At 45.9% G+C, this 25,395-nt stretch carries 15 protein-coding genes; 10 read left to right on the top strand and 5 right to left on the bottom strand.

The window, feature by feature from the left end:
• The first annotated feature begins 525 nt into the window (after nt 1-525).
• From ACJJI6_RS07600 to ACJJI6_RS07590, 3 genes are all read left to right on the top strand, one after another.
• Complete coding sequence (locus tag ACJJI6_RS07600) at nt 526-1,347, top strand: trypsin-like serine protease (RefSeq protein ID WP_475713018.1); 822 nt, start codon at nt 526-528, stop codon at nt 1,345-1,347.
• A gap of 787 nt (nt 1,348-2,134) precedes the next feature.
• On the top strand, nt 2,135-3,292 hold the full coding sequence (locus ACJJI6_RS07595) for an acyltransferase family protein (protein ID WP_475713017.1): 1,158 nt from the start codon (nt 2,135-2,137) through the stop codon (nt 3,290-3,292).
• A gap of 861 nt (nt 3,293-4,153) precedes the next feature.
• A complete protein-coding gene (locus tag ACJJI6_RS07590; protein WP_475713016.1) occupies nt 4,154-5,209 on the top strand; it encodes an acyltransferase family protein in 1,056 nt (351 codons plus the stop codon).
• Between the two features lie 528 nt (nt 5,210-5,737).
• On the opposite strand, the gene ACJJI6_RS07585 is transcribed toward ACJJI6_RS07590, so the two are convergent.
• Nucleotides 5,738-6,421: a hypothetical protein gene (locus tag ACJJI6_RS07585; RefSeq protein ID WP_475713015.1), complete on the bottom strand. Its 684-nt coding sequence runs from the start codon at nt 6,419-6,421 to the stop codon at nt 5,738-5,740.
• 857 nt (nt 6,422-7,278) lie between these two features.
• On the bottom strand, nt 7,279-9,258 hold the full coding sequence (locus ACJJI6_RS07580) for an alkyl/aryl-sulfatase (RefSeq protein ID WP_475713014.1): 1,980 nt from the start codon (nt 9,256-9,258) through the stop codon (nt 7,279-7,281).
• 361 nt (nt 9,259-9,619) lie between these two features.
• Here ACJJI6_RS07580 and ACJJI6_RS07575 point away from each other — a divergent pair, with 361 nt between their 5' ends.
• Nucleotides 9,620-9,757, top strand: coding sequence for a hypothetical protein (locus ACJJI6_RS07575; RefSeq protein WP_475713013.1), 138 nt, complete (start codon nt 9,620-9,622; stop codon nt 9,755-9,757).
• Nucleotides 9,758-9,812: 55 nt separating this feature from the next.
• Here the strand turns inward: ACJJI6_RS07575 and ACJJI6_RS07570 are convergent, their stop codons facing one another.
• Both ACJJI6_RS07570 and putA read right to left on the bottom strand, forming a co-directional pair.
• Nucleotides 9,813-10,202 carry a hypothetical protein gene (locus tag ACJJI6_RS07570; RefSeq protein ID WP_475713012.1) on the bottom strand — a complete coding sequence of 130 codons (390 nt, stop codon included), beginning with the start codon at nt 10,200-10,202 and terminating at the stop codon, nt 9,813-9,815.
• 254 nt (nt 10,203-10,456) lie between these two features.
• Nucleotides 10,457-13,603 carry a bifunctional proline dehydrogenase/L-glutamate gamma-semialdehyde dehydrogenase PutA gene (putA, locus tag ACJJI6_RS07565; protein ID WP_475713011.1) on the bottom strand — a complete coding sequence of 1,049 codons (3,147 nt, stop codon included), beginning with the start codon at nt 13,601-13,603 and terminating at the stop codon, nt 10,457-10,459.
• 141 nt (nt 13,604-13,744) lie between these two features.
• On the opposite strand from putA, the gene ACJJI6_RS07560 reads away from it, so the two are divergent.
• The 5 genes from ACJJI6_RS07560 (at nt 13,745) to ACJJI6_RS07540 (ending at nt 22,070) form a co-directional block, all read left to right on the top strand.
• Nucleotides 13,745-14,254, top strand: a complete 510-nt coding sequence (locus ACJJI6_RS07560; protein ID WP_108732847.1) for an Lrp/AsnC ligand binding domain-containing protein — start codon at nt 13,745-13,747, stop codon at nt 14,252-14,254.
• Nucleotides 14,255-14,508: 254 nt separating this feature from the next.
• Complete coding sequence (locus ACJJI6_RS07555) at nt 14,509-15,663, top strand: acyl-CoA dehydrogenase family protein (protein ID WP_413665396.1); 1,155 nt, start codon at nt 14,509-14,511, stop codon at nt 15,661-15,663.
• Nucleotides 15,664-15,839: 176 nt separating this feature from the next.
• Nucleotides 15,840-17,846: an alkyl/aryl-sulfatase gene (locus ACJJI6_RS07550; protein ID WP_475713010.1), complete on the top strand. Its 2,007-nt coding sequence runs from the start codon at nt 15,840-15,842 to the stop codon at nt 17,844-17,846.
• Nucleotides 17,847-18,254: 408 nt separating this feature from the next.
• On the top strand, nt 18,255-20,192 hold the full coding sequence (locus tag ACJJI6_RS07545) for a hypothetical protein (protein ID WP_475713009.1): 1,938 nt from the start codon (nt 18,255-18,257) through the stop codon (nt 20,190-20,192).
• Nucleotides 20,193-21,101: 909 nt separating this feature from the next.
• Nucleotides 21,102-22,070 carry a DJ-1/PfpI family protein gene (locus tag ACJJI6_RS07540; RefSeq protein ID WP_445364587.1) on the top strand — a complete coding sequence of 323 codons (969 nt, stop codon included), beginning with the start codon at nt 21,102-21,104 and terminating at the stop codon, nt 22,068-22,070.
• Between the two features lie 642 nt (nt 22,071-22,712).
• Here the strand turns inward: ACJJI6_RS07540 and ACJJI6_RS07535 are convergent.
• Entirely contained in the window at nt 22,713-24,242 is a 1,530-nt protein-coding gene (locus ACJJI6_RS07535; RefSeq protein WP_475713008.1) for a flavin-containing monooxygenase, read from the bottom strand.
• Nucleotides 24,243-24,357: 115 nt separating this feature from the next.
• On the opposite strand from ACJJI6_RS07535, the gene ACJJI6_RS07530 reads away from it, so the two are divergent.
• The gene (locus ACJJI6_RS07530) at nt 24,358-25,395 is read left to right on the top strand and encodes an AraC family transcriptional regulator (protein ID WP_475713007.1); all 1,038 of its coding nucleotides are present in this window, start codon (nt 24,358-24,360) and stop codon (nt 25,393-25,395) included.

Here is a 25,395-nt window from a genome sequence, read left to right as displayed (position 1 = left end):
CAGTAGACTCTGTTAATACTCTTCAAGGCTTAATAGATTGTAGGTGCTTAATGCCACTTTTATCATTGATAGCACTAAAGTACTGGCCAGTAGGCCTCACATAAATATCGAGTTCTCTACTGCTTGTATTAATGTCGACATTGATCTCTTGAGGTTCTATAAGATAAGCTATCTCCGACTTGCTATTCGGGTTCGATGCCCACATGACTATTCGAGTTATGCTTAGTGGGTGCTTATCACATTCATACTTGTTATCGCTCTTTTATGAACTGGCTAGGCAGCGAACTGTGATAAACAAGGCTTTCGGTGGCCGCTGAAGGTTTGACTCAATTTATCCGTTATTGAAAAGGACTTTCAACATAAGAATCAGGGAAGAACAACCATACAAGATAAATTTCATGGGGAAGTGTAAATCTGTCACTTTGCTTGCAAAAATACACGAGTAAACCGTTAGCTTTGCACTACTCGTATTTAGGGCATTAGCCTATCGACAGTCGTTTCGAAGTAAATGTTGGAATGAAGGATATGAAAAATATAAAGCCATACTTTTTCTCGCTCATACTTACTGCATCTTTTGCGGCCAATGCCATAGTCATTCGTCATGATATTGAAGATAATAAATATCAAATTCCAGCATCCACCTTTCCAGCGCTTGCTGACTTTCCAAGTGAAGGGCACGGTGTATTAATTTACCCTCAATGGGTTGTTACAGCTGCACATGTAGCTTGTATGCAGCATTGTATTGAGAAGATAATGATTAACGGTCTATCACGTACGGTGGAGACAGTAATTGTACATCCAGGATACAAAGAGCCTCCTTCAACTCTTGTTGAAGATGCATTAGCCTCGGGTGATGGATCAAATTTGAGGGAGTTTTTGGCATTGTCCGATGATATTGCGCTTATTAAGCTTAAAGAACCAATTGCCGATGTTGAACCTATCTCTCTTTTTCTTGGTAGTGATGAGAAAGGCAAGACTGCCCAAATAATTGGTAAAGGGGCGACGGGCAATGGCTATGATGGAGTGGAGCCTCAAAGTCCCCATCGAACCACTTTACGCCGAGCTTATAATGTCATTTCTAATGTAGATGCACGTTGGATTTCCTACAAATTCGATTCGCCAAAATCTGCTATTCCACTCGAGGGTGTGTCGGGTAGTGGCGATAGTGGAAGCCCCGTCCTGATTAAGGGAAATGAGAAATGGTATCTTGCTGGCCTTGCTTCGTGGATGTCTAGTGAAAAAGATCTTCGTACATATCATGGCCCATTTTACGGTGATCGTGGAAATAGCGTTCGGATTTCTCATTACATAGAATGGATCGAAAGCACCATATCTGCCGAGGAATAAAAACAGAGATCCGCGCTGACGGGAGGCTAGCGAAGCGTTGCTAGGCATGAGAGATAAGACTTACCTACGTTTAGTAGGCACCCTGTATAATTGAGATTAGGCGAGTCGTGCTCACGGAGCTACGTCGTTAAGCTTATGCAACAGGAGCATATTGAAGCGAGAAATGGCAAGGCATTCGATATAGTCAGCCCGTAGATGGGGGCATCAATGTCGCCGTCAACCTACTTAAGCGTTGCTTCGATGTGGATCGACCAAATTGCCGCTGGACCAGTGACATTACGTATATGTGGGTTATGGAACAGTGGCTGAGCCTCACAGCAGTGATGGATTTGTACTCTAGACGTATTTGAGGTTGGGCATTCGACTCTCAGGTGACGGATGATTTAATACGTCGAGCATTGAGAATGGCTCTAGAGCGACGACAAATAAAGCCTGGACTAATAGTTCACTCTGATAGGGGGGCAATATCGATCGCAGAAATACCAGGATCTCTTGTCCGAAAGCAAGTGCAAGCCTAGTATGAGTCGCCAAGCTAACTGTTGGGATAATGCGGCAATGGAATCATTCTTTAGTAGGCTAAAAGTCGAGTTGGTCTATGTCGGAACACTCGAAAACGAAGAGTAACCAAAATCTGAGGTTTTTGAATACATTGAGGTTTCCTACTATGGGGTTTGTAGGCACTCTGCATTAGGCTATAAGGGTCCAGTAGAGTATGGGAGCAAATGCACATAGTTAGTGCGTCTACTTTTTGCGGGAAAGTCCAAAGCCAATGGAAGGTTCGGGTTAAATGAAAGAAAGAAGATATTCAGAATTAGACTGGTTAAGAGTTTTTCTAATCTTGGCCGTATTCTTACATCATGTGTTCATGCCGTTTAATGGGGATGGTTGGCATGTGATGAATGGAAAATCAAGTAAGTTACTTGATGATATCATGGTGTATTTTGAGCAGCTAAGATTGCATACTCTCTTTTTTATCGCTGGAGTGGGTAGCCTGCTTTTGCTAAAAAAGATTAATACGAGAACATTTATCGTCAATAAGTTCCATCGGCTCTTTGTCCCACTAATTGTTGGCATGGTACTCATTGTGCCACCTCAAAATTACTTCGAAAACATAAATGACTACAAAAGTATAATTGATGCGTATCAGCATCTATCTCTGACATTTGAATCTAATCATCTTTGGTTTATCGAGTTCCTTATTGTGTTTATGCTACTAGCCGTGCCTTTTAAGTCAGGGCTCGACAGCCAAGTGGGTAAAGCCTTTATTATCAGACTTGAGCGGCTAGCGTTATTTAAGCATGGATTGTTTTCACTTGTCCTTGTAGTTCTATTGTTGAGGTGCGGCCTTAAACTTATAATGCCTGCTCAAGATAACAGTATTGATAACTTATCTGTATCGTTGTTTTTCTTGCTGTTCTTCATGGCTGGTATGTGTTTCATGAGTAGTCCTAAAATATGGCAGTCTGTGACTAACAACCGGTCAATCAATTTAAAATGGTTCATATTCAGCACTGTTCTATTTTATGGTTACTACTTCAAACCTGATATTAGCGAATATGTACCACTAGCGGTACGTTGGCAGCTTTGGTGGTTAGTTTGTACACTTGTTTCTTGGTCTGGGCTGTTGGTATTAGTGGGGTATGCAAGTGCGTTCTTCAAGCAAACACCCAAATGGCTACATACCGCAAATGAATTGATTTATCCATTCTATATATTGCACCAAACAGTTATCGTTGCGCTTGCCTTCTATATAGTGCAATGGGATGCAAGTATTGCGGTAAAGTCAATGAGCCTATTACTTGGTGCGTCCCTTGTATGTATTTTGCTATGTTATTATGTCGTAAAGCCTATAGGTATTTTTCGTTATCTGTTTGGTTTAAAGTCAAAGCGTGTAGTTTATAAGAGTCTAAGTCAGCAGGGCGTTTCAAGCGATGCCTCAGTTTGAGGTGGTTTTTTTTTAGATGACTTGTAGTTGCAAGCACCACTGAACACACATCTCAGAGAGTTTTTCTGGAAGCTAGCATAGCCGTTTCGTTCGAGCGCCTACATTTTGAGCTAATAAGCTCCACAAGTTATCAGCGCTATTTGCCAGGGACTGTCAGGTAGTTAACTGAGAAGCAAAGTATGGTATTTTCCCTGTAAATCTATCTGACAGCGGTTAGCCAAAGGCGGTTGGCAGAGTATGTAGGTCGTTCAAATGTCGTCATCTGTAACCAGGCCAGGCAAGATCTCCCGGCCGGAGACTAGGTTGGATAGCCTACGTTCCTCTTTGACTGCCCTTTATTGCAACGTTATATGCATAGGTAGCAAAATTGAAAAAGCGTTCTTAATCCCATTCATATTGAGCATTTCTTATTGCATTTCCTGATGTATATTCAGAGCTGCTAATTTGCACTGGGATAATGGCTACAATATCCCTGGCTTTCTGATACTAATACTTTCATACCCTTGGACCTTAATTACCATTTATCAGTCACCAATATTATTTATGGATAATTTTGTTGACTTTTACCCAAGAGCATTAATTTTAGATATCATTGCTAGCTTGGGTTTTAGTTCAATTTTTTACCAGTAGTTTACCTAGGTAGATTATGTGTTGGTAAAGGATATAATATGCTGGCGCATTTGAAAGCGAAGAGTAAGTAAAATCTGAAGTGCTTGAATATATTTAAATTTATACAATAAGATTGATGGGCAATTCTGCATTGGGCAATGTAAGTCCATCAGGGCATGAGCGTAAATATACATAGTTAGAATGTCTACTTTTTGTGGGCATGACCAATGTCTTTCTAGTTAGGAGTAGATTTTGGAAATTAGGAAGCTTAATACATTGCGGGGATTAGCAGCTCTAATTGTTTTTGTTACCCATTTTAGCGACATTACGAATTGGCTTGATGGCGTATTGGGTGGCGGTTCTGGAGCATACGGTGTAATGCTATTTTTCTTGCTCAGTGGCTTTTTGATGTCATATCTCTATTTGGAGAAAGACTTCACAAAAGCCAACGTCACATATTATTTTTTAGCGAGAATGGGAAGAGTTTTACCTTTATACTTGGTTGTGGTAGTTGGATCTTATTTACTATCGATTTCAGGTGACAATACTCTTTACAGTATACCTGATCTTAATGCGCTATTAGGTCATTTGCTGTTTTTGTATGGAGAGAGCATTCTATGGTCAATTCCACCAGAAATACAGTTTTATTTCATTTTTATAATTTTCTGGGCATGTGCTAGGAACCGGTCTGGTTATATTTATCTATCTATTTTCACTTTAATGATTTTACTATTTTTCTCCAATTTCCCGAGAATATATGGTGAAGTTTATGGTATTCCATATAATGAGTTTAATGTGCTTAGGAGTTTGCCGTTTTTCTTTGTCGGTGTTATATTCGGGATGAACTATAAATCTCTCAAAGTTCCGCGGTATCTTAGAAGGCACTGGTTTATATTAGCGCTTTGTTTAATTCCTCTGATGTATCCTGATTTAACAATGATTACCTCTGATGCAAAACAGAAAATGTGGCTAAGTTACGAAGTGTTACTGGTAATGAGTTGTGTTTTCTTTTGTGTAGTGTTTTTAGTTCCGAATAATAACATTCTACTAGCTAATAGGTTTGGCGATTTTTTCGGGAAGATTTCATATTCTTTGTACTTGCTGCATATGCCAATTATTGTGCAAGTAAATAAATTAAATTTATCTGTTGAGCAAAAGTTGACACTATCTTTCTCTTTAAGTGTGCTGGCTGCATACATTTCTTTTCATTTTTTTGAGAAGCCTATTGCTAAGAAAATACGAAGCATGTCATCTAACAAGTCAAACCAAAGGGCGAAACAAGGCTGCGCCTCTGCTAAAGGAGTTTGAAACCTCTCCTTATCGAGTAGATGCTTGCCTTTTGAATAGGATAGAAGAGTGCGCATAAAATAGTAAGTGAGAAACGTGTGATTGGATACGTATCAGAGCTCAAAGTTGGAGTTGTAGCTCCAACAGAAGATCTTCAAGTCGACATGATTACTATTGCCAAATTAATGAGAGCGTATCCTGTGGTGATATTTACGAGGCGACAAATAACTTAAGTTATCGATACTGCCCAAATTCTAAGCATGGATAGGCAAATAAGGTTTGGCTTTCAGTTGGTAAATATTTAATCAGATGACTTACTGAATGTTAGTTAACAGTTCTTGCAAAAGCTCTCAGTACAGTTAGCTGGATTTATTTATAGTTTGTCTTGTAAATAGAATCATAGAAATATAGATGGAAACTGACAAGGGCGCTCAGTGCTTTATCTCTGCCGCCCTTGCCACTAGCGATAACTCATGCAATTAAGTTGTACTCTAATTCTTAACTGCATACCACAATGAACTCGATGTATTATTGGAGTTGTTAATTATGTTAGTCCTCAGGGGGTGGCGGTGGTGGTGGAGGGGGCGGCGGTGGTTCGCTAGGGCTGTGCGGTGCGAGGGCAATTAGTAGAGTAACAACGCAGATTGCCTTCATTGTGAGGCCACCAAGCAAACAAAAAATCAAAGCAAGAGAGTCGTCGTGAAGGTAGGTTAAGACGGGAAACAGCTGTGGTCTTTCCGGTGGTCGACCTTCCTGAATAGCCTCAACTAGGCGCTTTCCTTCTTCACTAATTTCTATTCTACTTACAAGTGCTTGTCGAAGAGTTAAGAGCCATTTCTCTGTTGTGCCATACTTTTTTAACCCCTCTTTAAGAGCTGTCGCCAATGATTCATCGACCTCTGTATTGGCGCGTATCTTTATTAAAAGAGAATCCGCATCAAGCCTTAGAATTTCTGAAAGACTCTCCTTGAGTTGATCAAGAGATTCAAGTGCAATCTGAGACGCTTCAATCATGCATTCAAGTGATTGAAGCATATACAACGACCAGACCTCTAATGTTCCGGAGGAAGTTAGTAACTCATCGTAGTATTTTGAATCTACCGCGAGACTATCTTCAATCCGTGTTGCTGCAAGGATTTTAGCGCGAAATGATCGATAAGACTTAAAATCCCTGGTTGTCGTATCTGTTGCAGCAATCGTTGTTGCTGACGTAAGTTCCATTATGTCTTCCATTGTCCATTTCCATTGTCCAATATGATTTAATAATGCGGTGTGGACAGTAATTATTTAATGTGGGCCAATCAAGCTGTTGTAAGGTTTTGTAATTTCCGTTATTGGTGGATAGAGTAACTATCATGTGTTTTTTATTTGTTGTGTCGCAACAATAAACAGTGAAGGGTTTAATATATATGTGTTGTTTATTTCTGTTGTGAGCAAGTTGAGACTTTTTAATTTGGATTTAATATATGGTTAGCTTAAGTTGTGGTTCTGCAGTTGTAGGTTTTGTTAATTGTTTATGGTGGATTTACCTTTGAGGTCTGAGTAAGGTGCTGCAGAAGATAATCTTATTGTCCCAAGCTTGTCTTAATCGCTTTAGAGACTGTTTTTAAAAAAATTGCAAATTTATCCGCCTGAGAATTTTCCTGTAAACTTTTGGTGCTGTGCTTTAATGATGGTTTTGTAAGCCTTTGTATTCTGCGTATCATGAATTTTACTGGCCTTCACTAGAGTAGCTTGGTTGAGTAGTTGTTGAATCCTGGTGGAACTTAGAAGTCGGCGAGTCTGTGGTTAGTTTGATGGGTAAGTTTACATGCTTTTTGGATGGGGTGTATTTTATCAATCGGTGGTATTGCTTTCTGGGGTGGGAAGTATTCTGTTTTATAAAAATACAGAGCCTAAAAGGCCCTGTATTGTTTCGGCTAGTATGAGTCAGATTGCTTGAGTTCCTGGATTATTATTTATCCACCAAGAATTTTCCATGGATCGCTTGTATTTTTTTGAGTTTGGTCAAGCAAAACAGATACCTGCAGTTAAGAGATATATTAATAGTTGTCATTAGTTAGAGCTTTACGGGCTGATCGCTTCATTTTTTAAGGAGTTACAAGGCTAAAATTACGATCAAATTTATCAAATAGGCGCCCAAATTTTATTAGGGCCAAAGGATTTCCGCTTACCTTGAGTCGACCGTCTTTGATTAGAGTAGGGGCGCCTACTAACCCGCTAAACATCATACGTAAGTCGGTACTGTTCAGAGCGAGGCTGGCAGAGGGCTCGCTACTGTGTCGGCCGGGGTAGCCGTGCAGTACCCCATTTTGTACTACGACTAAGTACTTTTCTCCAGTGTCAGTCATATCGATATTTAAGCGGATATCTGCATCTGCCGCTTTCTCACCGTTAAGGCGCACCGCCATCGCGTCGAAAAGTAGCTGAAGAGGGACTCGCGCTACTATTTCTTCATCGGGCAGTATTTCTTCACGGTATTCGATACCATGGCGTAGCTCCTTGGCGCCGGAGAGATAAAAGTTGCGCCAGATACCAGATTCTGCCTGATAGCCGAGTTGCTCTAGGCTGTCAGCTAATAGATAACGGGCTTGCTCGTTCTCAGGTTCAGCGAAAACCAAATGCTTTAGTACCATGGCTACCCAGCGATAGTTGCCCTGGGCAAAATCCTGTCGGGCCCGAGCCATAATGGCTTCTCCCCCCCCCATGTAGTCGATGTAGTGCTCTGCAGCTTCTTCCTGAGGAATAGGGTGGAGGTTTGCTGGGTTGCCATCGAAATAACCCAGATAGCGATTGTAAACTGCCTTGGCTCCAACATTGACAGTGCCGTAGTACCCTCGATTGGCCCAAGCCTGAGAGAGGTTTTCGGGCAGCTCAAGGCGCTCTGCAACTTCGACCATATCGTAACCGTGGTTAGCTAGACGCAGAGTTTGGTCGTGGATGTACTTATAAAGATCCCTCTGCTTAGCCAGGTAATCCATTGCTTCATCTTTGCCCCAGGTGGGCCAGTGGTGGCTGCTGAAAACCACCTCGGTCTTATCGCCAAATTTCTCCATGGCGTACTCAATATAGCGACTCCAGGCCTTGGCATCGCGGGTTTTCGCACCACGCAGAGTGTAAATATTATGCAGTGTATGGTTGGCGATCTCACTCATACAGAGTGCGTTAAATTGAGGGAAGAAAAACACAATCTCTGCGGGTGCTTCGGCCCCGGGCGTGTTAATGAAGACGATGTCCACTCCGTCAACTGTCATCTCTGCACCGGTTTCAGTAATCTCTATTGTTGGCGTAGCTATTCCGTGCTCACCATCTGATACTCGGTTGCCTAAGCCGGAAGAGACAAAACCCTCCGGGCTGGAGGGCAGCAAATTTCCAAATTGGTATAACGCACGACGTTGCATCACGTTTCCAGTGCGCACATTCTCGCTAATCGCCTCCTCAGCAAAACCCTCTGGTGCAATAATGTCGATAGAACCGCTCGCGAGCTGTTCTTTAGTCAGAACTCCAGTTATACCGGCGAAATGGTCTGCGTGGCTATGGGTAAAAATAACGGCACTTACCGGTTGCTCTCCTAGTGCCTTGTTGGCCAGCGCAAGAGCTGCGGCTGCAGTCTCCGCAGAAGTGAGAGGGTCGATAACAATCCAGCCGCTTTCTCCTTGCACCAGAGTCATATTGGCCAGATCCAGCGAGCGCACCTGATAGATACCATCTACCACTTTGAACAGGCCGTTATTCAGGACGTTGAGCTGGGCCTGACGCCAAAGGCTGGGGTTGACGGTATCAGGAGGGGTACCTTGTAAAAATTGCATCTGGGATAGGTCATAGACTTCCCGACCTTCGGTATTTTTTACTTGGGCGCCGGGAATAGATTCAATAAAGCCTCGTTTAGCCAGCAGAAAATCAGTTTCATCGCCGAAGGGGAGTTGTTTTGCCAGGGATCTATTGTGGGAAATAGTTGCCTTGGAGGCGGGTTTGATCTCGGTATTTAAATTTTCTGTGTGAGTTTTCGGTTCACTACCACAGGCAATCAAAAAGAAGGACAGCAACCACATCAGTATCAGCGAGCGCATTGAGACTCCCCAAAATCGGTGTACATGAAACTTCATTTTTATACTGGGACAGGGTTTTTATTGCCCAGAGTGGCCTTAGCTTCTCCCACCTGCGGTGGCGCGTCAAGACAAGAACTGTCCCTTTGGCGGCGTAAAAGTCTTTCTGCAAGGGAAACAGTTTCATGTTACCCACTGGTTAACCAGTTTTGTCATTGGGCTTTGTATTTTCTACCAATACAGTCACGATTGTCGGCATTGTGATGTGTGAAGAGTTTGTGGTTCCTGAATCGAAGACGCTGGATTGTCGTAGCTGATAGTTTAATCTGGTCTGTTTTTATATGCCATTAGGGATTTTATATTTAACAGGTTTAGGAAGGTTTCTATGGTAGTAAATGGTCGTAAAGGTAAATTTATTTTAGCTTTTTTTGTTGGTACTAGTGCCAAGCTGGTCATTCAAAATAGGGTGTCTTATTTATCTAATTCTATTTTAAAAATAAGACACCATCTAGCTGGAGTTTGAACAGGTCGCCGATCAAAAATTCTTTAACTTCTATTAATCTTAACTCGAGAGGTAATTAAGCGGCAGGTGATATATTTACACTCTTTCTAGAGAGCGTTGCGCTTAAGAATGCGCAAAATGCTAGAGCTACGATATGAGGTAGGTAAAGTGTGTATTCACTGGTGTGGAAGAAATACAGAGTGGCTTCGCAGGCGATAATGGCAATTGCTGCAGTTGCCCATGGATGCAGTTTTATCAGCCTAGATGCTAAAAAAATGAGTGTGAAAACAATTAGTCCATATCCTAGTAAATGGACAACAAAAATTTCCCAAAGGACAGCCCCTTCGTCTGAAAGGAATGCTTTGAAAGCTTCGGGTATAGCGATGGCTGCAGAATATTCTGTAATTAATGGGCCTAAGTATCCGGCGACTAAGCCTATTGTTATTCCAGCTATTATGTTTTTCATTGAATCCATTCTATTTTTATAGGGTTGGCCAACTATACCTTATGTGGGGCTGTTAAAGAAAATACATGGCTAGTTACTGCAAAAGGCTGCGGTTGAAATTGAAGTAATTGCTTTGATTCGCCCGATTAATATACAGGGGCTGAAAAATTTACGGGGAAGAGAAGTTTGGAGTTGGTACTTTGTGGGTGGTTAGCGAAATGATTCTCCACAAAAAAGCGGGCTAAAAGCCCGCTCTCTCATTGTTTTATGGGAGCTTATTGCCCCAATGTAAACAGTGCAGTGTTACCGCCAGTGGCAACAGTGTTAATAGTTTTGGTTTTCTCGCTGGCGAAACGGAATAGGTAGTGCGGGCCACCGGCTTTGGGGCCGGTGCCGGATAGGCCGTGGCCGCCGAAGGGGTTAACACCTACTACTGCACCAACCATATCGCGGTTTACATAGCAGTTGCCGACGTTGATACGCTTAAATACCGCGTGGGCGCGGCCTTCGATGCGGGAGTGCAGTCCGAAGGTAAGGCCGTAGCCGGTGGCATTAATGCGGCGGATTACGTCTTCCAGCTCGTCTGCCTTGAAGCGAACTACATGTAGGAAAGGTCCGAAAGTCTCGCGCTTGAGCACGGAGAAATCTTCAATCTCTACTACCTGCGGGCCGAAGAAGGTGCCTTTGCTGGGCTTCTTCGCTTCCTCAAATGCAAATAGCGGCTTGGCTTCTTTCGCCATGCGCTCGCGGTGGGATTCCAGCATGCCGAGGGCTTTTTCGTCGATAACCGGACCGATATCGGTATCCAGTTTACCGGGATCGCCGAGGGTCAGTTCTTCACACGCGCCTTTCAGCATATTCAGCAGGTTATCGGCGATGACATCCTGTACACACAGGATACGCAGAGCGGAACAGCGCTGACCGGCACTGAGGAAGGCAGACTGAATTACATCGTCTACCACCTGCTCGGGCAGGGCAGTGGAGTCTACGACCATGACATTCTGGCCGCCGGTTTCGGCGATCAGCGGTACAATCGGACCTTCTTTCGCTGCCAGCTGTTGGTTGATCAGGCGCGCGGTTTCGGTGGAGCCGGTGAAGGCTACACCGCCCAGGCGGGGATCTTCGATCAGCAGTTTGCCCACTGCGGCGCCGGTACCTGTGATCAAGTGCAGTACTTTTGGCGGCACGCCGGCATCGAGCATCAAGCGCACGGCGTGTGCAGCGATGATGGGGGTTTGCTCTGCGGGTTTGGCCAGTACGGCATTACCGGCGGCAAGTGCGGCAACTACCTGGCCGGTAAAGATTGCCAGGGGGAAGTTCCAAGGGCTGATGCACACGAAGGTGCCACGGCCACTCAAATACAGCTGATTTTGTTCACCGGTAGGGCCGGGCAGTTCGGTAGGCTCACTGAAATGCTGGCGTGCGCCGTTGGCGTAGTAGCGGCAGAAGTCGATAGCTTCGCGCACTTCACTAATGCCATCATTTAGGGTGCGGCCCGCTTCAATGCAAATAATTGCAGCCAGTTCATTGGCTTTATCTTCGTAGAGATCGGCAATTCTATCGAGAATATCCGCGCGGTGTTTTCCACCCTGGCGATCCCAGTCGATCTGCGCCTCAGTGGCGGAGGCATAGGCCTGCTCAATCAGGTGTTTATCAGTATTCGCGGTGTGTCCAATTTTTTCGCCGGTTGCCGGGTTGAAAACCGGTTCTTCCGCTTCGCCCATGGTGCCGTTGACGATAGGGCCACCGAGGAAATGCTTTTCGCGTTGCTGCTCAAGCTCTTTCAGCAGGGGATCAACGGAGAGTGGATCAGTCAGTTCGATGCCGTGTGAGTTTTTCCGTGGCAGGGCTTCTGCGCCCATATAAATATTCTCCGGGACAGGAATTTGCGGGTGACGGTAGGGATTGCAGGCTTCGCTTTGTTCCAGGGTGTCCTGGACCAGGGCTTCAACCGGCGTTGCCTCGTCCATAAAGCGGTTAACAAAGGAGCTATTAGCTCCGTTTTCCAGCAGGCGGCGAACCAGGTAGGGCAGTAAGTCACGATGTGCCCCTACGGGTGCGTAGACGCGTACGGGTACACGCTTGCCGTGTACCGCTTCAATTTGTGCGTACAGCAAGTGGCCCATGCCGTGCAGGCGCTGGAATTCAAAGTCGGTGCGGCCATTGGCTAGCTCAAGAATCAGCCCGACGGTGTAGGCGTTGTGGGTGGCAAATTGCGGATAGATTGCATCGCCAGCTTCCAACAGTTTTTTCGCGCAGACTTGGTATGACAGATCGGTGTGGCATTTGCGCGTGTACACCGGGTAGTCCGGCAGACCCATCTGCTGGGAGTGTTTGATTTCACTATCCCAGTAAGCGCCTTTAACCAAGCGTACCATTAGCTTGCGGCCGGTATCGCGGCCCAGGGCAATCAGCCAGTCGGCGACATGGGGGGCGCGCTTTTGGTAGGCCTGGAGCACAAAGCCCAGTCCTTGCCAGTCTTTTATTTCGGGGTCGCGGGCGAGCGCCTCGAAGATATCCAGTGAGATATCCAGGCGGTCTGCCTCTTCTGCATCGATATTAAGGCCCATATCGTATTGGGCTGCGGCGACACAAAGACGCTTCACCTGGGGCAGCAATTCGTCCATTACGCGATCCCGCTGCAGCACACTGTAGCGGGGGTGCAGGGCGGAAAGCTTGATGGAAATACCGTTGGCCTCAACCACATCCCGCTGGGTGTTGTCTTTGCCGATCTCTTCGATAGCCATCATATAGGCATCGAAGTAGCGGTGGGCGTCGGCCATGGTGCGGGCGCCTTCGCCCAGCATGTCGAAGGAAAAGCGGGTGCCTGGGAGGTTTTCTTTGGGGCCGCGTTTCAGGGCTTCCTTGATGGTGCGGCCGAGTACGTACTGGCCACCCATAATTTTCATGGCCTGCATCATGGAGGTGCGCACCATGGGCTCGCCGATACGGCTAACCAGGCGTTTCATCCAGTGGGAGGGACGCTCGGTGATATCTGGGTCCAGCTCCACCACGCTGCCGGTGAGCATCAGACCCCAGGTTGAGGCGTTCACAAACAGGGAGTCGGACTGGCCACGATGGCTGGACCAGTTGCCGGAATGCACTTTCTCGGCGATTAGTTTGTCGGCAGTATCGGCGTCTGGTACCCGGAGCAGGGACTCTGCCAGACACATCAATGCAACCCCTTCCTTATTGGAAAGGCCGAATTGCTGAAGGAAAGCGTCCAGCGTTCCGCGCTTGCTGCGCTGCTGTCGCGAATGATGAACCAGTGCGCGCGAGGTGTTCAGAATTTTCTTGCGCATCTCGTCGCTGGGGCGTGGCGCAGCCAGCAGCTCGCTCACGCAGAGGTTTTCGTCGGCGTGCAAATACTCGCGTGCCCGGTCCCGGGCATTCTGGAGGTCTCCGGCGAAGTTTGTCGACATATCGTCTCCCAAGCTCTATATCTAGGGTCAGAATAAAAAACCGGATTATGTGCGAAAATCGTTAGAATTAATCGCCATAATGTTGCGAGTTGTGGTTAAATATCACGCCTAATTGCGTGATTACCAGTAGGGTATTTTGTAATGTCTCGACAGTTGGAAGATCTTGATCGTATTGATCGCCAAATACTGCGAATTCTGCAACGTCACGGCCGCTTGCCGAATGTGGAATTGGCGCGCCGGGTTAACCTTAGTCCCACCCCTTGCCTGGAGCGAGTCAAGCGGCTCGAAAGGGAAGGATTTATTCGCGACTATGTAGCGCTACTCGACCCGCTCAAAGTTCATGCGGGCCTGGTGGTCTATATCCAGGTGACCCTGAACAATACAGCGACTGAGGCATTGGAAGCCTTTAATGAGCATGTGGCTGGACTGGAGGAGGTCCAGGAGTGCCATATGGTTGCCGGTGGTTTTGACTACCTGGTGAAAATTCGTATTAAGGATATGCTGGGTTATCGCCGCTTCCTCGGTGAAAAGCTGGCATCCGTACCGGGAGTACGGGAAACCCACACCTATGTGGTGATGGAGGAAGTGAAGACTGATACCGCTGTAGCGGTACCGGACCCAGAACCCAGTGTGAAAGGTTCGCGGCGCTAATTGAGCGCAGTCAAATATCCTGTGCGGAGTGAGAGAACTGTAGCGATTTTGCTGGTTGGCTTTTTTATGAACCTGGGTGGGAATCTGAATTCTCTCCTCAGGCCTCAATCATAGGGATTGATTGCTGATTTCATGGATGAGCAGGTGGAATTGGCAACCATTGTCGGCGCGGTTTTTATTATGCTCGGCATAGCGATGCGGTACCAAGGTGGGTGCCGTGTGATTTGTCCGTAATAACTATAAGTAGGTACTGTATGGATTTTTCACTGAGCGAAGAACAGCAGATGATTCAGGATGCGGCAAAGCAATTTGCTGACAGTGAACTGAAACCCATTGCTGCCGAACTCGACAAGACCGGTAATCGAGAGCTCTTGTTGGAAAAGCTCAAGCAATTGGCAGAGCTGGGCTTTATGGGAATCAATATTGATCCCAATTACGGCGGTACTGGTGCTGGCACTGTCGCATTCTCCCTGGCGATCGCCGAGCTGGCGCGGGGCTGTGCCTCTGTTGCAACGACCACGTCCGTAACCAATATGGTGGCAGAGGTTATTCAGGCGGTAGGTTCGGAAGAGCAGCGCCAAAAATACCTCCCCAAAATCTGTAGTGGAGAATACCCTGCGGGTTCTTTCTGTCTCACCGAGCCCGGTTCCGGTTCGGATGCGGCCTCTATGCGCACCCGCGCGGAAAAGCAGGGTGATGAATACGTTCTCAATGGCAGTAAGCTCTTTATTAGTAGTGCCGAATTTGCCGGTATTTTTGTTGTTTGGGCGGTGACAGATTCTTCCGCGCCTAAAGGTAAAGGTATTTCCTGTTTCCTGGTTGAAGCCGGCACACCTGGCCTGGTGATTGGCAAGGCCGAAGAAAAAATGGGACAGAAAGCCTCTGTTACCAATGAGGTTTCTTTCGACAATTGCCGTATTCCTGCCTCCCATCTTTTGGGTGAAGAGAATCGCGGCTTTCGCATTGCTGCAGGTGAACTCGCGGGAGGTCGAATCGGTATTGGCTCCCTGGCGCTGGGTATCGGCTTTGAAGCTCTGGATTGTGCTCGGGCTTATCTGCATGAGCGGGAGCAGTTTGGTAAAAAACTGGCGGAATTCCAGGGACTGCAATGGCAGCTTGCCGATAAATATACTGAGATGGAAGGTGCGCGACTCCTATTGCTGCAAGCCGCTTGGCAGAAAGATGCCGGAATGCCGTTTGGTCCTGCCGCTTCAATGGGCAAACTGTTCGCCAGTGAGAAGGCTAACGAGGCATGTTATTTAGCTCTGCAAATGCACGGTGGTGTGGGCTATACCCGTGAATATCCACTCGAACGTATGAGTCGGGATGTGAGAATCACTACAATCTACGAAGGTACCAGTGAGATCCAGCGCCTGATTATTGCCAGGCATTTGCTGGATGTCAGATAATATTTAATGACAAAAAAGCCGGCGCTCTTCGCCGGCTTTTTTGTTCCTTTCCCCCTAAATTTGTCAGATATTCTCCTGATACCGGCATAAATACCCGCCCGCTTAATAGTTTCCTACCTATCCTCTACAAGGGGCTCTGCCGCATCACTTTGCGAATCATGGAAAGGAAACAACTGATGAACGTTAACAAGCTGCCGCTGTTTTCGCTATTTCTAGTATTCCTTGCCTGTTCGCTAACGACCGTAAGTGTCATGGCGCAAGAACCCAATCCCGCCAGTGTCGTCACAATGAAATCAAACCAGGCTGTACTGAAAGAGCTCCCCTTTGCAAATCGGAAGGACTTTGAGGATGTAAAGCGGGGGTTTATTGCTCCTCTACCAAATAATGGTGTTATTAAAAACAGCAAAGGCGATACGGTATGGAACTTGGAGCAATTTCAATTTGCTCGCGATAAAGAGGCTCCTGACAGTGCCAACCCCAGTCTGTGGCGGCAACTGCAATTAATTTCGGAGGGCGGTCTCTATGAGGTGATACCGCGAATCTACCAGGTTCGCAGTGCGGACCTCTCCAATATAACTTTTATTGAGGGCGATACCGGGGTCATTGTTATGGACCCGCTGATTTCTGCCGAGACGGCTGAAGCAGCGTTAAACCTCTATCGGCAGCATCGCGGAAACAAGCCTGTCGTTGCTGTGATCTACACCCACAGTCACGTTGACCACTATGGGGGGGTTCGCGGTGTTATCGATGAAGAAGATGTAAAATCAGGCAAGGTTAAGGTAATAGCCCCGCAAGATTTCCTGATTGAAGCTGTTAGTGAAAATGTCTTTGCAGGAAATCATATGGCGCGTCGTGCCAGTTTTATGTACGGGAACCTGATCCCTAAAGATCCCAAAGGTACCTTAGGGGCTGGCCTCGGTCTTGAAACCTCCACTGGCACCATCACACTGATAGAACCGACAGACTCCATTGTTGAGACCGGGCAAACTTTGGAGCTGGATGGGCTTATCTTTGAATTTTTGTTGGCTCCGGGCTCTGAAGCGCCGGCAGAAATGCACTTCTATATTCCTCAACTGAAAGCCGTAACCGCTGCTGAGAACTCAACCCACACGCTGCATAATCTCTACACTCTGCGGGGAGCAAAGGTCCGAAATGCTCGTGACTGGTCTCGCTACCTCAATGAAACCGTGCAGCGCTGGGGTGGAAAAGCCGAAGTCCTGTTTGCACCCCATCACTGGCCAACCTGGGGACCAGAGAATGTGGTGAATCACCTGAAAAAGCAGCGAGACCTATACAAGTACCTCAACGATCAAACCCTGCGATTAGCCAATCACGGGTACAACATGGTTCAAACGGCTGAGCTGATGGAGTTGCCTCCAGAGCTCTCACAATATTGGGCCAATCGCGGCTATTACGGCAGTGTAAATCACGATACCCGTGCGGTATGGAATTATTATTTAGGGTTTTTTGATGGCAATCCCGCTCGCTTGTATCCAATGCCACCGACGGCAGCGGGAATAAAGTACGTCGAGTATATGGGCGGGGCCGCCAATATTATCAAGCAAGCAAAGAAAGACTATGAGGCTGGAGAGTACCGCTGGGTTGCGGAGGTGCTAGATAGATTGGTTTCCGCAGAGCCTAATAATCGTGCAGCAAGAGACCTATTGGCAGATGCATTAGAGCAATTGGGCTATCAGCAGGAAAATGGTACCTGGCGCAACTTTTTTTTAAGCGGTGCCAGGGAATTGCGGGATGGCATCCAGCGATACCCGGTTCCTCTGACTGCGAGCCCAGACACTATTCGCAGTATGCCGGCTGGTTTAATTTTTGATTACCTGGGAATTCGGCTCAACGGCCCCAAGGCAACTGGCAAGAATCTCTCCATCAATATCAGCATGCCGGACGTAAACGAAAGGTATGCGCTTGTGCTTGAGAATGCGGTACTGAACTACGGGCCTCCTGTTAAGAATCCCGGCAGTAGCGTGCAAATAAACCGCTCAGATCTCAATGACATCATCTTGGGGAGTGCATCTATCCAGGAGAAGATGGAGGATGGGAAAATCAAAATTGAGGGCGATGCGGGAGAGTTGAAGACATTACTTTCCTTAATGGATCGGTTTGATTTTTGGTGGAACTTGGTAACGCCTGAGCCGATGGACAAGATGTCGACATCAGACTTCTAAGCTTTAGCCTCAGGGCTATTTAGCTTAAATGCAAAGGTAAAGTGCCCCCCTGTGTTGGCGGTATTTTCAACTGTATTTTTGAGTCCGCTTAGATGGTTCTAGTGCATGTTTCAACTTCTTTGATTTATAGCTCTGCGAGTGGTTGCCAAATAAGTAGTTTCTAATGAAACTTGATGTGTTTTTAGCTATTACTTCCTAAGTCCGTCTATATCTAATAGAAAAAATATACAGTGCTGTTTCTCTCATTTTTAAGCTTCCTTATTGTGTTCATATTTTTTTAAGTTACGCACAGAATTAAATTTCGCTTCCGCTAAAATTCCGCCCACTTTTGCATTTTATGACTGTCTGGAACTTATATTTTGGACAGTACCTAACACCAAAATAAAAAACACGGCACTTAAGGCGATTATGGAAAAGTTATTCGGGCAGAAATTATTGGTACTTGCACTAACTGCGGCACTTGCAGCTTGTAGTGGAGGGGGAGGTTCGTCGGATTCTGACACCGATTCACCACCTGTGAGCGACGGTGGGGATGGTAGTACTGCGGGTAATCAAGGTGGAGGAAGTGGTTCAGGTGGTAGTGGGGATGACTCCTCGCTGCCTGATAATGACCCATCGACTGTGACCGATGGAGATGTGTCAACAGTTGAACTCGGGTTTGCGACAATTACCGCTACAGATATCACTCTGCCTAATGCAATGGTAAATGCTCAGGAGGTTTATCAGCTGGCTCACTATATTGGCCGTACGGACAGTGAGCAGGATGAGGAAAATATTGATATTCCTATCCGTAGCTATACGGCTTCCTGTGCAACGGATACTGACCAGCCAAAAATGTATGTATCCACAACTTTGTCAGAGGGGAATAGTGCCTCTGATACAACCTATGGGTCCGTTTACGAGCTTCAATATAACCCTGATACCATGAGCTTCGAGCAGACAGGTAACGCCACTATTCTGAATCAATGCTATGAGTCACATGGTATTACGGCCAGTTCGGATTGCTCCAGGGTAGCTGTTTTATGTAATACCGAATATAAAGCAAGTGAGCGATATGATATCGAGAAAGATCTGGTAGAAGAGTACGGTACAACCTGGATGAAGATTGAAGACAATCTTGACAGTGTTGAAGGCACCGATAATGAGAAGAAGTATAATGACCAGATCTGGCTAATGGAGTGGGATAACAAGCCTATAACTGAAACTCCAGATGCCTATGTTGTCAATAAAATGCATGGCGGTACTCATTTAGGAGCTCAAGAGCTATTGTACGTAGAGGATGATAGCCAGGGGCGCACAAGCTATGCGTTTTCCGTAACTGCTCGTGTTCTCGTTAGCGGTTCGCATTATTCGGCAGGGCTGACGGTAATTAACCGGGATGACTGGTCAATGTCCTTCTCTGGCGATGATCACCGGGGTTGGTACTGGGCGTGTGGCCATGGCCACGTTCTGAATATTCGAGCTTTTTATAATCCGGGGAATGAGATGTACGGTGCTCTGTGTACCAGTGATGGAAATAAATATTATCCGTCACCGGGCCTGAATGCGATCGCCATTAAAATGGAGGACAGTGGTTCTTCTGTTTATGAAGGCACCTATAATCATTTAGTGCCCTCGACAAGTGCGATGATATCCAACGGTGGTGGCCATACGGTTGTCCCGGTTGATGCCGATACAAATCTCTCAGTTATTGTCTCTCCAAAGTACATTGAAGATTCGAACATGGATATGTTCTTACAGGATGAGCTGGGCATCGATATTAGTGGCGATGAACCCTTCGATAAGCAATGTGCTGATAACGGCATTCGCAATTGCTTCTTCTCATATATCGATAGTGGTGAGTATCCCGTAATTTCGAGGCAGGGTCTCTATTCTGGAGATGCCCTGGATACTACTTCCCTGACACGTGTAGGTATTGCAAAAGTTGATGGGGAAGGCAGTATTGAAGGTAATGGTATTGAATGGCTGGCAACGGATTCTGACTGCCAAATTAGTGATCCCCAGTTGGTTGATCTGAAAAATGGCCGTTACTTATTTGGTTACGCGCAGTTCCAGTGTATTTCCGATAACCTTCCGTACAATCGCAGTTACAATAAGAGTGGTGATGCCATGCGTATGCTGGTGCCAAAAGCCTATTATGTAATGGAGATTGATGCAGACTTAAATGTACTTGAGGGGCCGGTAAAACTGACTGACTACGGTTGGGGTGGTTTGGATGAGCCTATGTACTTGGGTAATGGTAAAGTTGCCTGGAGCTATATTAAGAATCCTACTCTGGATAATTATATAGGTGGCCAACAAAATGTTTGGCAGGCAATTGTTTATCATTCTGACAGTGTAAATTAATCGTGCTGATTTGGGGTAAGCTTAGGCTTGCCCCAAATTATACTTATACAATTGTAGTAATTCAGGTTTGATCTTATAGTTGCAGATTTTTCAGGAGGTGCTCTTTCGAGTCAAATTTGGTTTATGAGTGTTTCCCTCCAGATATTTTTCCATCTTCAAAAGTTGCTATCGAGCGGTTCGATCGCAACACTTCTTACCCCGATGGCTTCTCTCATTAGAAAATGTCTCTCTATACTCTCGGCATCTTGCAAGTTTTGGATATATTGCCGAGTTCTTCTGTCAGATTTAGTAATCGGATCATGTGTTTGATGATGCGATCATTAGTATGGAGTATGGAGTATGGAGTATGGAGTATGGAGTATGGAGTATGGAGTATGGAGTATGGAGTATACTCTTGGTTTTACTTGTAGGTTTAGGCACCTTCATCAAAACCGGTAAACCCTTCTTTTTCAAGTGAATGTGTCAGATTTGGTCTGAACTAATTCATTTTAGTGTTAGTTGTTCCTCTGTGTTTTTCTCTTGCTCTTAGAAGAAATAAAATCCTGAATGCTTGTAGTGGCCGATACGGCTATTTTAATTAATTTAATTTTGGTTTGAAGATTTATTTGGATATCTCATAGGAAAAATACTCACTTTGGAAAATGTTCTTCGCTGTTGAGATATATAATGCAGTAGAAAGTGTGTAAGCATTGGCAATATCCATCTAAATATTATTTTTTAAATAAAAACTTATCTTACCTAATCGTAGATGTCTGAATTTGTCGACTTTATGTCATTTGTGACCAACTCCGCTAACTTAAACTTCTAGCTGTACCCCCTAGAAATACCTCGTCTATATGTTTGAGCTTTGCATGAGATGTCCGATAAGCATTTAAGTATGTATCTCACCAAAATAAAAAGGAAATAGCCATGCGTTCTTTAATCTGGGCTGGCCTATGCTCGCTGCTTTTTAGCAATATGGTCTGGGCCCACTCCACATCAAAAGATGCCTTTCATATTGGAATATTATTGTACGATGGTGCACAAACTATTGATTATGCCGGTCCCTATGAAGTTTTTGGGCAAGCTAATTATCGTTTGACAACGGTTTCGGAAGATGGTGGAACCATTACTTCAGCCATGGGGCTTAAAGTGGCTCCAGATACCAGCTTCGATCAGGACAATCAATTTGATGCATTAATTATCCCTGGGGGCAGTATTAATGAAGCAATGGAGAGCCCGGAAGTATTACAGTGGATTAAAGAGCAGTCCAAACAGGCTCAGTATGTTCTATCGGTATGTAACGGTGCTTTTATTTTGGCGAGTACCGGACTCCTGGATGGTAAGAAAGCAACCACCATTCGCGGAGCATTTGATTCTTTCGAGAAGAACTTCTCAGATGTTGAATTGGTAAAGAATAAAAAGTTTGTTGATAACGGCAAGTTTATTACAACAGCTGGCCTTTCATCTGGTATAGACGGCGCTTTATATCTGGTAAGCAAGGTTGATACGATTGAAAAAGCCAAAAGTGTCGCAGCGAAGATTGAGTATCTGTGGATGCCAGAGGGCGGCTATATCCGGGGGATGATGGCGGATAAAATCATGCCAAACCTTGGTGACTTGCCTGAGTCAATTAAGTTTGTTTCTAAGGAGTATAGCTATGGTAGCCTGGAAGAATGGTACACCGCGTTTCAGATTTCTGGTGATGTGGAAGCTGTAAAAGCCTGGATAAGTGAGCAAATGAAAGAAAATCCCGAGTGGAGGAAGGGGCCGTCTATTGACAATAAATGGGTGTATCAGTTTTCTGATGATCGTACTGTATTACAAGTTGACTTTGTTGCTCCCTCTGATATCAATCCTTGGGTGCTTAAGTTCAGCATATTAGATCAAGCATCATAATTTGGTAGTTTTCGTTAAAGGTGGAGACGATAAAACCTAGAATATAGGAAAAGTATTTGCTTTCTGGTCTTCAGATTGAACATACCGTTTGCACCGCCACATCGTCATTTTTGAATTACATTGGGAAGGTTCTTCATTCCGGCGATAGCATATTTGATAGGGCTTGGAAATTGACCAGCCTCTTTTAATATTATTAAAAGTTTGGAAATTTGTGAACGACGGGTTTTTTCCGCCGGTAACTTGAATTTGACAAATTCTGTCCCAGTTTTCTAGTTGTATACTTACAGAAGACGCCATTGAAGCTATTGATAGCGAGGACAAAATCAAAAAAATACTCACAGCTCTCACAGTAAGCCATCCCGTCTGGTGACCCAATATTCGGATTTGCTACCCCATGATTATATGGTTACGTGAGGCCCGTAACGAATTCCGAGAAGGCATCGGTGGCGGATCAATTAGAAGTGTTTGTTACTTTTTTGTGAGGCGCGACTGTTAGGTCAAATAATGTTGATAGCGGTTGTTCACTATGGGGTTTAGTCTGGGCTTGGAGCTAGGGATTTTGTGCGGCCTCGATATCCGTATACCTGATGAAAAGTAAAATAGAAGCGAGCTGAGGCTCGCATTCTTAATGCTGCCTGAAATTTAAATACTGCTTACTTCGATAGAGGGTGTGTTGTTTTTATCTTTTGCCTTTAGAGTTTTCTGGGTGTCAGATTGGTGGGGCAAAAAAGTTAAAAATTCATCCTCAATCGCTGAATCAAGGAGTATCTTACAGTCCTCTTCATAGTTATTTAACAGGCGCCATGGATAGCGCTTACCTTGCCTGGGAAGTTCTCCATTTGCCCGTTTTACATAGCCAGAGTCCAGGCTGCTCATCACCGAACCTTGCTCAGAACAGCCTTCGCTATCTATCGCTGTACACACCTGAAAGTTATGTGCGTCCATGTATTTTAATAGGCGGCAAATATAGCGAGCAGTAATGTCGGCTTTAAGAGTCCAGGGAGCGTTGGTATAGCCGAATACCCATGAGATGTTAGGAACCCCTTCCATTAATACTGCTTTGTAAGTCAGCTTTTGATTGACTGCTACCGATGCACCATCAATACAGAGCTTGATACCTCCTAGCACTTGTAACTTTAATCCGGTCGCACTGATAACAATGTCTGCGTCTAATTGTTGTCCTGACTTAAGCAGGATACCTTTATCTGAGAAGGTTTCTATTTCACCGGTGGCAACAGAGGCTTTTCCTGAGCAGATTGAGGAGAACAGATCGCCATCGGGTACAACGCAGAGACGTTGATCCCAGGGGTTGTAACTGGGGTCGAAGTGACTGAGATCGTAATTAGCTGGAAGGCTTTTTCTTACATCTTTTAATAGTAACTTTCTAATAAAGTTAGGCCAGCGCTTAGCAGCTTTAAAAATCCAGCGCTGCAATTTGATATTACGCCAGCGTCCTAGCTTGTGAACCCAGGGTGCTGGCAGAAATTTTGATAGTACACGAGAGATTTTATCGATAGATGGAACTGAAATGATATAGCTTGGGGAGCGTTGTAACATGGTGACATGTTGGGCGGTGGTTGCGAGCGAGGGGACCAGGGTAACAGCGGTAGCGCCGCTGCCGATCACGATAATACGCTTGCTGCGGTAGTCCAGATTTTCTGGCCACTGTTGAGGATGAATCAGTTTTCCTTGATAGTTTTCTATACCTGGATATTGCGGCAAGTAGCCCTCTTTATGGTCGTAATACCCAGTACAGGCAATCAGAAAACTACAGGTATATCTCACTGGGCTGCCAGATTCGGTGTTGTGACCTTCCAGAGTCCAAGCTCGGTCTGTACTGGACCAGTTTGCCGTAGTTAAATTTATTCCAAAGTGAATTCTCTTTTTAACGTCGTATTGCTCTGCGGTGGTTTCAATATATTTTTGGATAGATGGGCCATCCGCGAGTATTTTCTCGCCGGACCAGGGCTGGAAGTCATAGCCGAAGCTGTACATATCGGAATCAGATCGAATGCCCGGGTATTTAAAGAGGTCCCAGGTACCGCCGACTTGTGCCCGCCGCTCGATAATGGCGAAGCTGCGCCTGGGGCATTCGCGACTCAAATGACAAGCCATTCCTACCCCTGAGAGTCCCGCGCCGATAATTAATACATCGAAATGAGTCGATTTCACAATCCCTATCCCTGCAAATTTCTATGCCTTATAGACTGGGTAGATGTGCCCATGATTTATTGTTAGATTGCGACAAATAATTGTCTTTCCGCGCCACAAAGATGGGGAGCAAGTTATGGGTAGCCTTGTACGAGTCAGTATTCTTTCCGGTTTCAGTGAATTCGTGGAGCAGCTTGGGAGCAGGGGGGAAGCCTTCTTGGCCGAGTTCGGTATGCCTTGTGATATCAGCCCGGCGGATTCCCGCTTGGTATCATTTGTTGAGGTCGCGCGCCTGCTGGAAACTGCAGCACGTCGGTTAGATCGCCCCGATTTGGGGCTGTGCCTCGCATCGCGACAAGGGGTGGACCGCTTGGGTGGGATAGGTGTAGTCGCATGCAATGCGGCCACTCCACGGCAAGCCTTGCTATCCGTTAGGCGCTTTCTTTCTCTTCATAGTTCATCCCTCAGTATGCAACTGGAGCCATTAAGTGAGGGAGATGTACTACGTATTGTTTTTGATTGGCAGGACCCAGCTCTCAGTAGCTATCGCCAGATCCGTGAGCAGGTGCTGGGAAATACGCTGACGATGATACGGATGTTGGTAGAGACTGAGTGTTGCCCGCAAAACGTACTGCTGCCTCATGGTCCTCAAATGGCAGAGGGTGACTACTGCAATTACTTTGGGTGTGAGGTTCTGTTTAGCTCGGGCTATTGCGCGATGGACTTCCCAGCTGCATTTCTGGATATACCACTGAAGTCTGCCGATCCAGTGGTTGAGCGATTGGCCATTCACCATTTGGAGCAGCAGAGTGCGACGCTGCCCGTTCCTCTAACTGTAGAAATTCGACAATTACTCAGTGAAATATTGCCCAGCGGCAGATCTCAGCTCGGCACTGTGGCAGGGGCGCTGAAGCTCCACCCTAGAACTTTACAGCGCCGCCTGGCTGCGGAAGGGCTTAGGTTCGAAGAGCTATTGGATAACGTGCGGCGGGATCTGGCGACTCGATACTTATCCGATCCGAATCTGGCCTTGGGGCAGATTACGGGTTTGTTGGGGTACTCCGAGCAAAGTACATTTCAGCGAGCTTGTCGACGTTGGTTTGCGGAGACTCCCCGGAATCACCGCTTACGCCTTGCTGGCAGCGCAATTGTGGGGCGGCCAGAATCTCCGTAA

This window comes from Microbulbifer maximicatervae (SeqCode), assembly GCF_056232625.1.
Note: the sequence above shows the minus strand (reverse complement) of the source record. Positions and strands in the feature narration are given on the sequence as shown.